Source organism: Isoptericola cucumis (assembly GCF_014635665.1).
In the GTDB taxonomy this organism is placed as follows: Bacteria; Actinomycetota; Actinomycetes; order Actinomycetales; family Cellulomonadaceae; genus Isoptericola; species Isoptericola cucumis.
On record NZ_BMDG01000007.1, the window covers coordinates 261,507 to 277,190 of the forward strand.

Annotated in this window: 12 protein-coding genes; 8 read left to right on the forward strand and 4 right to left on the reverse strand. The window is 72.6% G+C overall.

Features of this window, described 5'->3' with window-relative positions; translation table 11 throughout:
* Positions 1-56: 56 nt before the first annotated feature.
* Entirely contained in the window at positions 57-1,553 is a 1,497-nt protein-coding gene (locus IEW03_RS12270) for a flavin-containing monooxygenase (protein WP_188523960.1), read from the reverse strand.
* Positions 1,554-1,704: 151 nt separating this feature from the next.
* Here IEW03_RS12270 and ligA point away from each other — a divergent pair, with 151 nt between their 5' ends.
* Both ligA and IEW03_RS12280 read left to right on the forward strand, forming a co-directional pair.
* Positions 1,705-4,113, forward strand: coding sequence for an NAD-dependent DNA ligase LigA (ligA, locus tag IEW03_RS12275; RefSeq protein ID WP_229737951.1), 2,409 nt, complete (start codon positions 1,705-1,707; stop codon positions 4,111-4,113).
* A gap of 22 nt (positions 4,114-4,135) precedes the next feature.
* Positions 4,136-5,239 (forward strand): hypothetical protein, encoded by a 1,104-nt coding sequence (locus tag IEW03_RS12280; protein WP_229737952.1) that lies wholly within the window; start codon positions 4,136-4,138, stop codon positions 5,237-5,239.
* 39 nt (positions 5,240-5,278) lie between these two features.
* Here IEW03_RS12280 and IEW03_RS12285 read toward each other — a convergent pair whose 3' ends face one another.
* Positions 5,279-5,944 carry a ThuA domain-containing protein gene (locus IEW03_RS12285; RefSeq protein WP_188523962.1) on the reverse strand — a complete coding sequence of 222 codons (666 nt, stop codon included), beginning with the start codon at positions 5,942-5,944 and terminating at the stop codon, positions 5,279-5,281.
* Positions 5,945-6,065: 121 nt separating this feature from the next.
* Complete coding sequence (locus tag IEW03_RS12290; protein WP_188523963.1) at positions 6,066-7,244, reverse strand: ROK family transcriptional regulator; 1,179 nt, start codon at positions 7,242-7,244, stop codon at positions 6,066-6,068.
* Between the two features lie 171 nt (positions 7,245-7,415).
* Between IEW03_RS12290 and IEW03_RS12295 the strand changes: the two genes are divergently transcribed.
* The 6 genes from IEW03_RS12295 to IEW03_RS12320 all read left to right on the forward strand — a co-directional run bounded on the left by IEW03_RS12295 (position 7,416) and on the right by IEW03_RS12320 (position 14,400).
* A complete protein-coding gene (locus tag IEW03_RS12295) occupies positions 7,416-8,897 on the forward strand; it encodes a sugar ABC transporter ATP-binding protein (protein ID WP_229737960.1) in 1,482 nt (493 codons plus the stop codon).
* Positions 8,894-9,904: an ABC transporter permease gene (locus IEW03_RS12300; RefSeq protein ID WP_188523965.1), complete on the forward strand. Its 1,011-nt coding sequence runs from the start codon at positions 8,894-8,896 to the stop codon at positions 9,902-9,904. Before IEW03_RS12295 ends, IEW03_RS12300 begins: the two co-directional genes overlap by 4 nt.
* A gap of 58 nt (positions 9,905-9,962) precedes the next feature.
* Positions 9,963-11,021, forward strand: a complete 1,059-nt coding sequence (locus tag IEW03_RS12305; protein ID WP_188523966.1) for a substrate-binding domain-containing protein — start codon at positions 9,963-9,965, stop codon at positions 11,019-11,021.
* Positions 11,022-11,070: 49 nt separating this feature from the next.
* Positions 11,071-12,261 (forward strand): Gfo/Idh/MocA family protein, encoded by a 1,191-nt coding sequence (locus tag IEW03_RS12310; protein WP_188523967.1) that lies wholly within the window; start codon positions 11,071-11,073, stop codon positions 12,259-12,261.
* 70 nt (positions 12,262-12,331) lie between these two features.
* A complete protein-coding gene (locus tag IEW03_RS12315) occupies positions 12,332-13,333 on the forward strand; it encodes a sugar phosphate isomerase/epimerase family protein (RefSeq protein ID WP_188523968.1) in 1,002 nt (333 codons plus the stop codon).
* Between the two features lie 80 nt (positions 13,334-13,413).
* On the forward strand, positions 13,414-14,400 hold the full coding sequence (locus tag IEW03_RS12320) for a sugar phosphate isomerase/epimerase family protein (RefSeq protein WP_188523969.1): 987 nt from the start codon (positions 13,414-13,416) through the stop codon (positions 14,398-14,400).
* A gap of 88 nt (positions 14,401-14,488) precedes the next feature.
* On the opposite strand, the gene IEW03_RS12325 is transcribed toward IEW03_RS12320, so the two are convergent.
* Positions 14,489-15,109, reverse strand: a complete 621-nt coding sequence (locus IEW03_RS12325) for a GNAT family N-acetyltransferase (protein WP_229737953.1) — start codon at positions 15,107-15,109, stop codon at positions 14,489-14,491.
* Positions 15,110-15,684 lie beyond the last annotated feature (575 nt).

The window sequence follows — 15,684 nt, forward strand, 5'->3', positions numbered from 1 at the left end:
TTTGCGTCGTCCGACCCCTGCGGGTCGTGCGTCGTGCGGCCGGGAGCCCGCGGCCGTCAGGCCGGCCGGCCCGTGCGCTCCTTGAGCCGGGGCGTGACGTGGCGGTACGCCTTCGGCCGGACGGGCATCAGCCACTGCGTGGCCTTCGTCGCCGGGGGCAGGTCGAGGTCCAGGTCGTCCAGCATCTCGTCGATCTGGTGCAGCGAGAACGGGATGACGTTCGTCCCCCGGGCGTGCTTGCCCTCGGTGCGCTTCTCCATCCAGGCCACCCGGTCGGTCACGTGCTCGCGGCGGACCTCCAGCGGGGGGAGGTCGAGGGTGCCCGCGAGGTGCGCGGCGGTCCACGCCGCCGCCATCTCGGCGGAGAGCGGGCTGAAGAGCGACGAGTTGTACCCGGAGAAGGTCAGGTGCGGCACGTCGTGGGGCAGGATCTGGCGGTAGAGCTGGAAGTTCCCGCGGTCGTCCTTGAGGCGCGCCTGCAGGTCGTCGTCGAGGAACGGCACCCGCTGGTGGAAGCCGGTGCCGCAGACGACCAGGTCGGCGCCCACGGTCGTGCCGTCGCTGAGCACGGCGACGGGCGCGCCGTGCTCGTCGGCCGCGAGGCGTTCCACCTCCGTGTCCCGGTGCACCGTGATGGCGCCGTCGGCGACCTGCTCGAAGAACCCGTCGGTGGCCAGCGAGACGGTGGACCGTGCGATGTCCGAGAACTCGCCGCGCGGGACCAGGCCGACCTCCTTGAGCCGCAGCTGGCGGGAGCACACCGCGCCCACGCTCGACAGCATCGACCGGCGCACGGGGTCGCCGGGGCCGTGCAGGAAGCGCTCCATGCCGCCCGCGACCGTCTGGTAGCGGAAGAGGCCCTCGCCGAGCCGGGTGAGGAGCAGGTACTTGTAGTTCAGGGCCTTGCCGATCCGCTTCGGCAGCTTCCACAGCAGGTTGCGCGCCACGACGTGCGTGTCGGCCGCCACCTGTCCCAGCTCGCCGGCGACGTCGCAGGCGGACTTGCCGTAGCCGACCACGACGACGTTCTTCCCGCGGGCCTCCTCGACCGAGGCGAGCTGGCTGGCCGCGACGGCCTTGCCCCCGGCGCGCATGAGCTGGGCGAGCCCGTCGAACCCGGGGATCACCGGGTCGGAGAAGATCCCGTTCGCGACCACGAGGTGGTCGAAGGGCTCGGGGTCGCCGACGGGGTCGCCCACGTGCCGCGCGGTGACCTGCCAGCCGTCCTCGGCGGTCGTCAGCTCGGCGCGGACGACCTCGGTCGACAGGCGGAGCGCGCCGCCGAGGTCGTGGTGGGCGACGTACTGCTCGAGGTAGGCCTGCACCTGCTCGCCGCTGGGCCACTCCGGGAAGTCCTTGGGCATGGGCAGGTCGGAGAAGGCGTACGACCCCTTGTTGTTCTGGGTGCGCAGCCCGGAGTAGCGGCGCGTCGCGCTCCAGACCCCGCCGACGTCGGGCGTCTTGTCGAACACGGTCACGTCGTGCCCGAACTCGCGGAGGACCTTGGCGCTGGCGAGGCCGGCGAAGCCGGCGCCGACGACGGCGATCTTCATGAGCGTCCTTGCTGTTGGTCGATATGGGGCGAAACGCCTGAATCGTAGTCTGCCGGGCGTCCCGGGCGACAGGTGCAGGGCGCGCCGGTCGCGGCCCGGCGCACCGGGCGCCAGCTCCTGCGGTGTCGGTAGGACGCGGCAAGATAGGGCCGTGACCGACACCGATCTCCCCGCCCTCGACGAGTCCGCGGCCCGGCGCCGCTGGTCCGAGCTGGTCGCCCTGGTCGAGGAGGATCAGCGCGCCTACTACGAGGACGACGCCCCCAAGGTGTCCGACGCGGAGTACGACGCGCGCATGCGCGAGCTGCAGGACCTCGAGGCGGCCCACCCGGCCCTCGCCAGCCCGGAGTCGCCGACGCAGCGCGTGGGCGGCCAGGCGGCCGCGGGCTTCGCCACGGTCGAGCACCTCGAGCGCATGCTGTCCCTGGACAACGTGTTCAGCGTCGACGAGCTGCGCGCCTGGGACGCGCGCGTCGCCCGCGACCTCGGGGTCTCCGGCGGCGACGTCGGCTACCTGTCCGAGGTCAAGATCGACGGGCTGGCGATCGCGCTGCTGTACGAGCGGGGTCGCCTGGTGCGGGCCGCGACGCGCGGCGACGGGCGCACGGGCGAGGACATCACCGCCAACGCGCTGCGCATCGCCCAGATCCCGCAGCGCCTCGCCGGGTCCGACCACCCGGAGGTCGTCGAGGTCCGTGGCGAGGTCTTCATCCCGGTCGCGGCCTTCGACCGGCTCAACGAGCTGCAGGGCCGGCTGCGGGAGCGGCTGGTGGCCGAGGCGCGCGAGCGCGCGGGCTCCCGGGCTGCCGGCCGGGCCTTCGACGAGGAACGCGCGCGCGTCGCCGCGCTGCGCCGGTTCCCGCAGTTCGCCAACCCGCGCAACGCGGCCGCCGGCGGCCTGCGGCAGCTGCTGGACAAGAAGGACGGGCCGGAGCTGGAGGCGGGGCTCGCCCGGGTGGAGGCGCTGCGCCTCTACGCCCACGGCGTCGGCGCGCTGCAGTGGACCGAGGGAGAGCACGCGGAGCTCGCGAACCAGTCGGACGCCTACGCGCTGTTCGAGCAGTGGGGCATCCCGATCTCGCCGCACAACCGGGTCGTGCAGGGCATCGACGGCGTGGTCGACATGATCACCTACTTCGCCGAGCACCGGCACGACATCGAGCACCAGCTCGACGGCATCGTCGTCAAGGTCGACGCCCTGACCGACCAGCGCCGGCTCGGCACCACGAGCCGCGCCCCCCGCTGGGCCATCGCGTACAAGTACCCGCCCGAGGAGGTCAACACCCGCCTCGTCGCCATCCAGGTGGGCGTGGGGCGCACCGGTCGTGCCACCCCGTACGCGGTCATGGAGCCGGTGACGGTGGCCGGGTCGACGGTCCGGCAGGCCACCCTGCACAACCAGGACGTCGTCAAGGCCAAGGGCGTGCGCATCGGCGACATGGTCGTGCTGCGCAAGGCGGGCGACGTCATCCCGGAGATCCTCGGCCCCGTCCCGGCGCTCGCCGACGACGGGTACCCGCGCGAGGACTTCGTCATGCCCGAGCGGTGCCCCGAGTGCGGCACCGGCCTGCGGGCGATGAAGGAGGGCGACGTCGACCTGCGCTGCCCCAACGCCGAGTCGTGCCCTGCGCAGGTTCGCGGCCGGGTGGAGCACATCGGCTCCCGCGGGGGCCTGGACATCGAGGCGCTCGGTGAGGTGACGGCCTCGGCGCTGACGCAGCCGGCGGTCCCCGAGGTCCCGCCGCTGCGCACCGAGGCAGGGCTCTTCGGGCTGACCCTCGACGAGCTGGTCCCGATCGAGGTCGTCGTCCGGGACGCGGAGACGGGGCTGCCGAAGGTCGACGAGGACGGTGTGGCCCGGCGCCGGACACCGTTCCGCAAGAAGCTCACCTACACGAAGTCGCGCCGGCGGCAGGCCGAGGAGGCGGGGGAGACCCTGCCCGACGCCGAGCCGTCGGCGGCCGCCACGAAGCTGCTCGACGAGCTGGAGCTGGCCAAGACGAAGGACCTGTGGCGCATCCTCGTCAGCCTCAACATCCGGCACGTCGGCCCCGTGGCCGCGCGCGCGCTCGCCGACTGGTTCGGCTCGCTCGACGCGATCCGTGCGGCGTCGCGCGAGGAGCTGGCCGCCGTCGAGGGCGTGGGCGGGATCATCGCCGACGCCGTGCTCGCCTGGTTCGAGGTCGACTGGCACCGCGAGATCGTCGAGGCCTGGTCCGCCGCCGGCGTCCGGTTCGCCATCGAGGGCCACCCGGGGCCCGCGGCGATGGCGGCCCAGGCCGACGAAGGGCCGACGGGCCCGCTGGCAGGGCTGACGGTCGTCGTCACGGGGTCGCTCGAGGGCTTCAGCCGCGACGGCGCCAAGGAGGCCGTGATCGAGGCGGGCGGCAAGGCGTCCGGCTCCGTGTCGAAGAAGACGGACTACGTGGTGGTCGGCGCGAACGCGGGCTCGAAGGCGGCCAAGGCCGAGGAGCTCGGGGTTCCCGTGCTCGACGAGGCGGCCTTCGTCCAACTCCTGGAGGGCGGCCCGGCCGCGCTGGACGCCGACGGGGAGCGGTGACGCCCGCGGCTACGATGCGCGGGTGCATGACCTCGACGCGACGACGACCCCCCGCCTGACCCTGCACGGCGCCCACCTCGTGGGCTCGGTGAACCTGCCGACCGCGCGGGAGACGCTGCGCACCCTGGCCGGCGGGCTGGGGGCCCACGCCCGGCGCCTGCCCGACGGCGAGGTGGGCGAACGGTTCCACTGGATCCTCTTCCAGGGCACCCGGTTCTCCGCCGTGGACGGGCTGGCCCGGGTGCCCGGCGACCCGGTGGTGGTGGCGGGGTTCGACCTGCGCCCGCACGTGCTCGACGGCTCGGTGGCCGCCGCCGACCTCCGGTTCGGCCAGCTCGGCTACGCGGAGGCCGCGATCGCGTCGTATGCCGACTTCGTGGCGCTGCGCGCGGAGGGGGTCGTCGCGCCCGGCACCCGGTTCCAGGTGGGCCTGCCGTCGCCGCTCGCGGCGGTCACGACCTTCGTGGCCGCGCCCGACCGCGCGGCCGTGTACCCCGCGTACGAGGCGGCGATGGTGCGGGAGCTCGAGGCGATCGTCGAGGCGGTCCCGGCGGCCGACCTGGCGGTCCAGGTCGAGCTGGCGACGGACTTCGCGTTCGTCGAGGGCGCGCACCTCGGCGCCGGCGTCGCCCGCGCGTGGTTCGACCGGACCGCCGGCGGTGACGAGGACGTCGTGGACGGGTGCGTGCGCCGGGCGGCCCGCCTGGCGGCTCGGGTCCCCGCCGAGGTCGAGCTCGGTTTCCACCTCTGCTACGGCGACGTCGCGGAGAAGCACTTCGTCGAGCCCGCGGACACCGGCAACCTCGTCGCCGTGGCGAACGGCCTGGTCGCAGCCCTGCCGCGCCCGATCACGTGGGTGCACCTGCCGGTGCCGATCGACCGCGACGACGTCGCCTACGTCCGGCCGCTCGAGGGCCTGTCCCTCGACGACGCCACCGAGCTCTACCTCGGCCTGCTGCACCACGAGGACGGTGTGGATGGTGCCGCGCGCCGGCTCGCCGCGGCCGCGCAGGTGCTCGGCGGCCGAACCGTCGGCGTCGCCACCGAGTGCGGCTTCGGGCGCGGTCCTCGCGAACGGACGGCCGAGCTGCTGGGCCTGCACGCCGCGGTGCTCAACCCCGCCTGACCCGCGCGGCGCGGGCGCCGCCGTCGTCGTCCAGGAGCGTCACCGGGCGGCCCACAGCAGGCCGCGCTCGATGATGGTGCGGATCTCGGGGACCTCCAGGTCCGCGAGCTGGTGCCCCTCGGCGCAGACGAAGACCTTCCCGGCGCCCCAGCGCCGCGTCCACACCGACGGGCAGACGACCGGCTCGTGCCACGGGTCGCCCGCCAGCGGCGGGACGGTCGTGGTCGCGAGGACGTCGACGGCCGAGTCGGTGTGCACCCAGTACTGCTCGGAGAACAGCTCGATCGTGCCCAGGCCGTCGACGATCGGGTGGTCCGCCCGGTCCGGCGCGATCTCGACCGTGTAGTGCACCAGGTCGTGCGCGTGCGCGACGAACTGCCCGCCCACCATCTGCTGGTAGTCGGTCGCCATGCGGAACGAGTCGAGGACGCCGCCGTGCCAGCCGGCGAAGCCCGTCCCGGCGGCGACCGCGTCGCGCAGCCCGCGCATCTCGTCGGGGAGGATCTCGCCCATCGTCCAGCACTGGACGACCAGGTCGACGCCCGCCATGAAGTCCGCGTCGGCGTAGACCTCGAGCGTCTCGGTCGTCGTGACCTCGAAGCCGGACTCCTTGAGGAACGGCGCGAACAGCTCGGTCGCCTCGACGGGTGCGTGCCCGGGCCAGCCGCCGCGTACCACCAGTGCTCGACGTACCCGTCCGGTCATGAGTCCTCCTCGACACGCTGTCCCTGCGCGCTCGCCGCGGTCGTCCCGGCGGTCCGCTCGCACCGATGCTTCACCGGCACCCCGGTGACGTCAACACGTCCGGCCGCACCTCACCCGGGCCTCAGATGAGGGCGTCGATCGAGGCGGGCGAGAGCACGTGGTCCACGGCCATGGCGCTGGCGCCCAGCACCCCCGCCTCGCCGCGGGTCTGCGACGTCACGATCCGCAGGTGCTGGGTGGCCAGAGGCAGCGACCGCCGGTACACCACCTCGCGGATGCCGGCGATGAGGTGCTCGCCGGCCTCGGCGAGGATGCCGCCGATCACGATCACGGACGGGTTCAGCATGCTCACGCACGCGGCGAGCACGGTGCCGATGTCGCGGCCCGCCTGCCGGACCGCGGCGCTCGCGGTGAGGTCCCCGGACCGCACGAGCTGGACGACGTCGGCGCTGCGGCGGGCGTCGAGGCCCTGGGCGGCGAGCCGGTCGGCCACCGCCTGCCCGCTCGCGACGGCCTCGAGGCACCCGTGGTTGCCGCAGCGGCACGGTGCGTCCCCCGCCCCGGCGACCGCGACGTGCCCGAGGTCGCCCGCCGCGCCCTGCGCGCCGCGGCGCAGCGCGCTGTCGGCGATGATCCCCGACCCGATGCCCGTGGCGACCTTGACGAAGAGCAGGTTGTCGACGGTCTGCCAGGCGGCGCGGTGCTCGCCGAGCGCCATGATGTTGACGTCGTTGTCGACGAGGACGGGCACGTCGAAGTGCCGGCGCAGGATGCCGGGCACGTCGACGTCGTCCCAGGCGGGCATGATCGGCGGCATGATCGGGTGCCCGGTCGAGTGCTCGACCGGGCCGGGCAGGCCCACACCGACGCCCGCCAGCTCGCTCTCGCCGCGCTCCGCCGTGGCGAGGAGCTTGTCCCCGTTCTCCACGACCCATCCCAGGACGGCCCGGGGCCCGTCCGCGATGGCGAGGGGCGCGTTCGTCTCGGCCAGCACCTGCGACGCGAGGTCGGTGAGGGCGATGCGGGCGTGCGTCGCGCCGAGGTCGACGGCGAGCACGACCTTCGCCCGCGGGTTGAACGCGAAGGTCGCCGGGGGGCGCCCGCCGGTGGACGTCGCCTCGCCCGCGGGGGCGATCAGCCCGGCCGACATGAGGAGGTCGATGCGGGCGGCGATGGTCGACCGGGCCTGGCCCGTGGCCGTGGCGAGGTCGGCGCGCGTCCGGGGCTGACCGTCCCGCAGCATCTGGAACATGTCCCCGGCCCCCGTCGGCCGCGGAGCAAACTTGAGCAGTTCCTCCATGTTCACAGTCAATCATGATCACAGTTGCGCAACTTTTGGTTGACCCCCGTCAAAAGTGCCCTTACGTTGTGACACATGGTCGACGAAGACCCCCAGGACGCTCCGGCACAGGAGCTCGAACCCACGTCCGGCGACGCCGCCGGCACCACGTCCCGTTCCCCGCTGCTGCGCATGGAGGGGATCGTCAAGCACTTCCCGGGCGCCAAGGCGCTCGACGGCGTGGACCTCGACGTCCTCCCGGGCGAGGTGCACTGCCTGCTCGGCCAGAACGGCGCGGGCAAGTCCACGCTCATCAAGGTGCTCTCCGGCGCGCACCAGCCCACCGCCGGGCGCATCCTCGTCGACGACACCGAGGTGTCGATCCCGCACCCGGTCGCCGCGCTCGGGCTCGGCGTCGCCACGGTGTACCAGGAGCTGGACGTCGTCGACGGCCTGACCGTCGCGGAGAACATCTACCTGGGCCACGAGCTCGCGTCCGGCGGCTTCACGCAGCGCCGCGAGGCCGCTCGCCGCACGCGCGAGATCCTCCGGCGTCTCGGGCACCCCGAGATCTCCCCGCACCGCGAGGTCGGCCAGCTCCCCGCCGCCGGCAAGCAGATCGTCTCGATGGCGCGGGCGCTGTCGCACGACGCGCGCGTGATCGTCATGGACGAGCCGTCGGCCGTCCTCGACTCGGGCGAGGTGGACAACCTCTTCCGGGTGGTCCGCGAGCTCACGACGCAGGGCGTGGCCATCGTCTACATCTCCCACCGCATGGAGGAGATCCGGGCGATCGGGGACCGCATCACGGTCCTCAAGGACGGGCGGACGGTCGGGCGGAACCTCCCGGCCCACACACCGACGCGCGAGCTGATCACGCTCATGACCGGGCGCACCGTCGAGTACGCGTTCCCGCAGCGCCCGGGCGTGGCCGGCGACGCGCCGGTGGTGCTCGACGTCCAGGGCCTCTCGCTCGCCGGGGCGTTCGAGGACGTCTCGCTCCAGGTGCGCGCCGGGGAGGTGGTCGGCCTGGCCGGGCTCGTGGGGTCGGGGCGCTCCGAGATCCTCGAGACCATCTACGGCGCGCGCAAGCAGACCGCCGGCACCGTCGCGGTGTCGGACAAGAGGCTGCGCCCCGGGTCGGTGCCCGCGGCGGTCGCGGCCGGCGTCGGCCTGTGCCCCGAGGAGCGCAAGAGCCAGGGGCTCGTGCTCGACGAGGCGGTCTACCGGAACATCACGCTGTCGACGTTCGCCCGCACGGCGCGCGGCGGCTGGCTCGACGAGCGCACGGAGCGCCGTGAGGCGCGCGAGCAGGCCGAGGCGCTGGACCTGCGCCCGCGGGACGTCGACCGGGCGATCCGCACCCTGTCCGGCGGCAACCAGCAGAAGGCCGTGCTGGCGCGCTGGCTGGTGCACGGCTGCGACGTGCTCCTGCTGGACGAGCCCACGCGGGGCGTCGACGTCGGCGCCCGGTCCGAGCTCTACGCGCTGGTGCGGGCGCTCGCCGACGCGGGCACCGCCGTCCTGGTCGTCTCCAGCGAGATCCCCGAGGTCCTCGGCCTGGCCGACCGCGTCCACGTGGTCTCCGACGGGCGCGTGGTGCACCAGGCCCCCGCACAAGACATCGACGAGCACGGCGTGCTCGACCTCGTGATGGAAGGAAGTGCCGCGTGAGCGCATCCACGGCCGCCCCGCCGGCCGACGAAACGACCGGGCGACGCTCGTGGCTGTCCGGCCCCGCAGGCCGGAACGTCGGGCTCGTCGTCGCCCTCGCCCTCATCTGCGTCGCGGGCGTCATCACGGGCGGCGAGCGCTTCGCCGACATCGACAACGTCGTGACGATCCTCCGTGCCGCCGCCGTCACCGGTGTCGTCGCGATCGGGATGACGTTCGTGATCATCTCGGGCGGCATCGACCTGTCGGTGGGCTCCGTGCTGGGGCTCACCGGGGTGTGGGCGACCACGGTGGCCACCCAGACGATGGCCGAGGACATCCACTGGCTGGTCATGGTGTTCACGGCGCTCGCGGTGGGCCTCGCGGCCGGCCTCGTCAACGGCGTGATCATCGCGTACGGCCGGGTGGTCCCGTTCATCGCCACCCTCGCCATGCTCGCCAGCGCCCGGGGGCTCGCGGAGATGATCTCCGACCGGCAGACGCAGCGCGTCGACGTCGCCGGGTTCACCGACTTCTTCGACCTCGACCCGCTCGGCGTGCCCATGCTCATCTGGATCTTCGCGCTCGTCGCGGTGGCCGGCTGGTTCCTGCTCAACCGCACGACCTTCGGCCGCCGCACCGTCGCCGTCGGCGGCAACGCCGAGGCCGCCCGGCTGGCGGGCATCAAGGTGAAGCGCCACACCCTGTACATCTACGGGCTGGCTGGCCTGGCCGCCGGGATCGGCGGCGTGATGATGCTCGGCCGGACGACGGCGGGCACGTCGACGAACGGCGTGCTCCTCGAGCTCGACGTCATCGCCGCCGTCGTCGTTGGCGGGACGCTGCTGGCCGGCGGGCGCGGCACGATCGTCGGCACCGTGTTCGGCGTCCTCATCTTCAACACGCTCACGAACATCTTCGTCCTCAACAACATGTCGACGTCGGCACAGAGCGTCGCCAAGGGCGTCATCATCGTCGCCGCCGTGCTGCTCCAGCAGCGCTTCGCGAACCGCAGCAGGTCCACCTGACCTGCCCCGGTCGCCCCACGAACCCACCGCAGCACCGGACCGAATCGAGGAAGATCACATGTCCGCACGAATGACTCCGCGCCGCCGCACCCTGGCGGTCGCCGCCGGCGCCACCGCCGCGCTCCTGCTGGCGGCGGGCTGCACCAGCAACGAGCCCCCGGAGGAGGAGGGCTCGGGCGCCACCGAGGCCGCCGCCCCCGTCGAGGCCAACGACGAGCCCGGCGACGAGGTCGTCATCGGCTTCTCGGCACCGGCCGCCGACCACGGCTGGATGGGTGCCATCACCAAGGCCGCCGTCGACACCGCCGAGCAGTACGAGGACGTCGAGCTGCGCCAGGCCGAGGCCACGAACGACGTCAACATGCAGATCAGCCACATCGAGCAGTTCATCAACGAGGGCGTGGACGCCATCGTGCTGCTCCCGTTCGACGGGGCGGCGCTCACGGACGTCGCCACCGAGGCGATGGAGGCCGGCATCCCGGTCATCAACGTCGACCGCGAGTTCTCGAGCCCGTTCGCCGCGCGCGCCACCATCCTCGGCGACAACTACGGCATGGGGGTGAGCGCGGGCACCTACGTCTGCGAGCAGCTCGGTGACAACCCGGACGCCGTCGTCGCCGAGATCCAGGGCATCGAGTCGCTGCCGCTCACGCAGGACCGCAGCAAGGGCTTCGCCGACGCGCTGAAGGACTGCGGGCTGGACGTCGACGCCCAGGTGGCGGCCGACTTCACCATCCAGGGCGGCGAGACGGCGACGTCGAACCTCCTGCAGGCCGAGCCGCAGATCGACGCCATCTGGAACCACGACGACGACCAGGGCGTCGGCGTCATGGCGGCGATCGAGAACGCGGACCGCGACGAGTTCTTCATGGTCGGCGGCGCGGGCTCGCTGGACGTGATGGAGGAGATCCAGGCCGGCGACTCGGTCCTGCAGGCGACCGTCGTCTACCCGTCCACCCAGGCGGCCGACGGCATCAAGCTGGCCCGGCTGATCGTGCAGAACAAGAACATGGGCGACCTCGTGTCCCCGGGGGTGCCGCGCACCACGACGCTCTTCGCCCCCGTGGTCACCGCCGACAACGTCGACCAGTACCTGGACATGGGCTTCCGGTCCTGACCAGTCTCGCCCTGACGACACGCACATCCCACTCGCAAAGGAGGCGCCGATGAGCGCGCCCGGAACGCCCACGCTCGGCGTCGGCATGGTCGGCTACTCGTTCATGGGGGCGGCCCACTCGCAGGCGTGGCGCACCGCGCCCCGGTTCTTCGACCTGCCGCTCGCCCCGCGCATGCGGGTGGTGGCGGGCCGCAACGCCGACTCGGTGCGGGCTGCGGCCGAGCGGCTCGGCTGGGACGAGTCCGTCACGAGCTGGCAGGAGCTGATCGCACGGGACGACGTCGACCTCGTCGACGTCTGCACCCCGGGCGACACCCACGCGGAGATCGCCGTCGCCGCGCTCCAGGCGGGCAAGCACGTGCTGTGCGAGAAGCCGCTGGCCAACTCGGTCGCCGAGGCGGAGGCCATGGTGGCCGCCGCGGAGCGCGCCGCGGCGAACGGCGTGCAGGCGATGGTGGGGTTCACGTACCGGCGGGTCCCGGCGATCCAGCTGGCCCGGCGTCTCGTGGCGGACGGGCGGATCGGGCAGGTGCGGCACGTGCGCGCGCAGTACCTGCAGGACTGGCTCGCCGACCCGCAGGCCCCGCTGTCGTGGCGGCTCGACAAGTCCAAGGCCGGCTCCGGCGCCCTCGGCGACATCGGCGCGCACGTCGTCGACCTCGCGCAGTTCATCACGGGGGAGCAGCTGGTGGGCGTGAACGGGCTGCTCGAGACCTTCGTGCGCGAGCGGCCGGTGCCGGCGTCGTTCTCCGGGCTGTCCGGCGAGGCCGGCGAGGGCACGGGGCCGGTCACGGTCGACGACGCCGCCCTGTTCTACGGGCGCATGTCCGGCGGCGGGCTCGCGAGCTTCGAGGCCACCCGGTTCGCCGCCGGCCGCAAGAACGCCATCCGGGTGGAGGTCAACGGCTCGAAGGGGTCCGTCGCGTTCGACTTCGAGGACATGAACCTCCTCCACTTCTACGACGCGTCGGACGACGCCACGACCGCGGGGTTCCGCCGCATCGTCGTGACCGAGCCCGAGCACCCGTACATCGGGAGCTGGTGGCCGGCCGGCCACGGCCTGGGCTACGAGCACGCGTTCACCCACCAGGTCGTCGACCTGGTGGGCGACCTCGCCGCGGGCCGCGCGCCGACGCCGTCGTTCGCCGACGGCCTCGTGGTCCAGCGGGTCCTCGACGCCGTCGAGCGCAGCTCGGACGCCGGTGGCGGGTGGGTCGACCTGCCGACCGCCGCCGGCTGAGCCCGCCGCCGGCCCGAGCCGGCCCGAGTTCGTCGCTGGTTCAGCCAGTCGAATCCGAAGGAGCATCTCGATGACACGACCGATCACGCTGTTCACCGGCCAGTGGGCGGACCTGCCCCTCGAGGAGGTGGCCCGGCTCGCCGCCGGGTGGGGCTACGACGGGCTGGAGCTCGCCTGCTGGGGCGACCACCTCGACCCGTGGCGCTGGGACGACGACGAGTACGTCCAGGGCCGCCTCGACCTGCTCGACCGCTACGGCCTCAAGGTGTGGACGATCTCGAACCACCTCAAGGGCCAGGCCGTCTGCGACGACCCGATCGACGAGCGGCACCGCGACATCCTGCCCGACGTCGTGTGGGGCGACGGCGACCCCGAGGGCGTGCGGCGGCGTGCGGCCGAGGAGATGAAGCACACCGCCCGGCTGGCGGCGAAGCTCGGCGTGAAGACGGTCGTCGGCTTCACGGGGTCGTCGATCTGGAAGTACGTGGCGATGTTCCCGCCGGCGTCGGAGGCGATGGTCGAGGCCGGGTACCAGGACTTCGCCGACCGGTGGAACCCGATCCTCGACGTCTACGACGAGGTCGGGGTGCGGTTCGCCCACGAGGTGCACCCCAGCGAGATCGCGTACGACTACTGGACGACGGAGCGCACCCTGGAGGCGATCGGCCACCGGGAGGCGTTCGGGCTGAACTGGGACCCGTCGCACATGGTCTGGCAGGACCTGGACCCGGTGAGCTTCCTGTGGGACTTCCGCGACCGCATCTACCACGTGGACTGCAAGGACACGAAGAAGCGCATGACGAACGGTCGCAACGGCCGGCTGTCGTCCCACCTGCCGTGGGCGGACCCGCGTCGCGGCTGGGACTTCATCTCCACGGGGCACGGCGACGTGCCCTGGGAGGACGCGTTCCGCATGCTCAACACGATCGGGTACACGGGCCCGATCTCGGTGGAGTGGGAGGACGCCGGGATGGACCGGCTGGTCGGCGCCCCTGAGGCGCTGGAGTTCGTGCGCAGCCGCGCGTTCGACGCGCCCGACGCGGCGTTCGACGCGGCGTTCTCCACCCGCTGACCGACGAGACCTCGAGCGTACGCGGCACACCTGCAGACCGGTGCCGGAGGGTCCGGTACCGGCGATCAAGGGAGATCAGCATGCTCAGTCGTACCGAGCTCGACCGCCGGACGTTCATGCGCCTGGCGGGTTCCACGGTCGCGGTCGGTGCCGCGACGGTCACGGGCGCCGCCGGTGCGGCGGCGCTGCCGACGACGACGGCGGCGGGGCAGGGGCGGCGGCTCGTGCCGCCGGGCAAGCTCGGCATCCAGCTGTACTCGATCCGCGACAAGGTGTCGTCGATCGGCTTCCGTGCCGTCTTCGAGCGGCTGGCACAGCTGGGCTACGCGGAGGTGGAGTTCGCCGGCTACACCCAGGGCGGCGTCGGTCCGATCACCCCGCAGGAGATCCGCGGGCTGCTCGACGACAACGGCCTGGCCGCGGTCGGCTCGCACCGCGGGATCCGCGACTTCGCGACGAACATGGAGGCCGAGCTCGACATCGCCCAGACCCTGGGCATGCAGCACGTCGGGACGGCGAACGCCCCGACGAACGACCGGACCGTCGCGGGGTACCGCGCGGCCGCCGAGCAGTTCAACGGGTTCGGCGAGGCGGCCGCGGCCCGCGGGCTGAAGTTCTACCAGCACAACCACCAGCACGAGTTCGCGTTCGCGAACGACGACCCGGCGGTGCGCCTCTACGACGTCTTCCTTCAGAACACCGACCCGCAGACGGTGTTCCTCGAGATGGACGTGTTCTGGGCGTTCGTCGGGCGCCACCTCTACCCGGGCTTCGACCCGGTGGAGTACGTGCTCGCGCAGCGGTCCCGCTACCCGCTGTTCCACCTCAAGGACGGCCGGGTGAACCCGGGGTCGGGCAACGGGTACGGCATCGTCGAGTTCGGCGTCGGCGACATCGACTACCAGTCGTTCCTCGGGGCGCTCGCAGGCTCGGGCCGCCAGCACGGCATCTGGGAGCAGGACAACGCGGCGTCGGTCGCGGAGCCGCCGCACCCGGTCGACTCCCTGGGGAACGCCGGGCGCAGCGCCGACGCGATCCTGTCGCTGCGCGCGGGACGAGGGGCCTGACCGGACGACGACCCGGTGGGTGCGGCCGGACGGCCGCGCCCACCGGGCACGTCGTCCCGTCGTCCGGCACGCGGAGCGCCGGGACGGCTCAGCGGCGGAGCATGACGACGTCGTCGTGCAGGACCCCGCCGACGTCGTAGGTCCGACCCCCGACGACCTCGAACCCGTGCTTGCGATAGAACGCCTGGGCGCGGCGGTTCTCGCCGTTGGTGCCGAGCCAGACCGGGGCGTGCGGGTCGAGGTCCTGCGCGGCGGCGACGGCCCCGGCCATGAGGAGGCTCGCGACGCCGCTGCCCTGCGCGCCGGGCAGCACGTAGATCTTCGACAGCTCCGCATAGGGGCCGTCGCCGGCGACGGCGAGGAGCGCGTCCCGCTCGGAGGCGCCGTCCGGCTCGCCGAGCGCGACGAGGGCGTACCCGAGGAGGTGCTGCCCGGCCACGGCGCCCGCGGCGGGGGAACCGTCGGCGGCGACGGCGACCAGGAGTGCGTGCCGGTCGGAGGCCACCCAGTCGCGGAACGCCCCGGGAGTGAGGTGCGCGGCGACGTGTGCCGCCATGGTGGTGACGGGGGTCCCGGGCGGGCAGGCCAGCGGGAACGTCACCGAGGCGAGCCAGGCGACCTCGGCCGCCTCGGCGGGACGTGCGGCCTGCACGACGACCGTTCGCTGGTCGGTGGTACCGGTGGCTGGGGTGGCGGATGACGTGCTCACCCACCGGATGATGCCGCATGCCGTCCCCTCGTCGCCGAGAGTCCGCGCGGGGTGTGCCCGCCGTCACGTCCCACGGGTTGATGAGCACCGCCGGAGGCGTGTAATGTTCTACGACGTCAGCCCGACAGGCCGACGGACACGAAGAGTCACCGGGTTCGCCCGGAGGATGAGTGGCCGCCCGGGGCTGGAACTCACATCGAGGATCGTGGTCCTTCAGGGACCCCGGAAGTCGACGTGGGGCTCGCCAGATTCGCCTGGGGCGGTACGACGGCCGAGGAATTCGGTGGTCAGAACGGCCCAGAAGGTCTGGTAAGTTTGAGGGGTTGCCCCGGAGGGCTGGGACTGAGGTTCTGGTGCTGATGGTGTGTGTCGGTTGTTTGAGAACTCAACAGTGTGCTTGATAGTCAATGCCAAGTATTTTTGAACCTTTTGGTTCCTTTGGATCGGACTGAATGAACTAGCTAGTTTGTTTTGGTCTGGCCAGGTATTGTTGAATGCTGCGGGCTCTTTGGGGTTCGTGGTGTTTTCTCTCTTTTACGGAGAGTTTGATCCTGGCTCAGGACGAACGCTGGCGG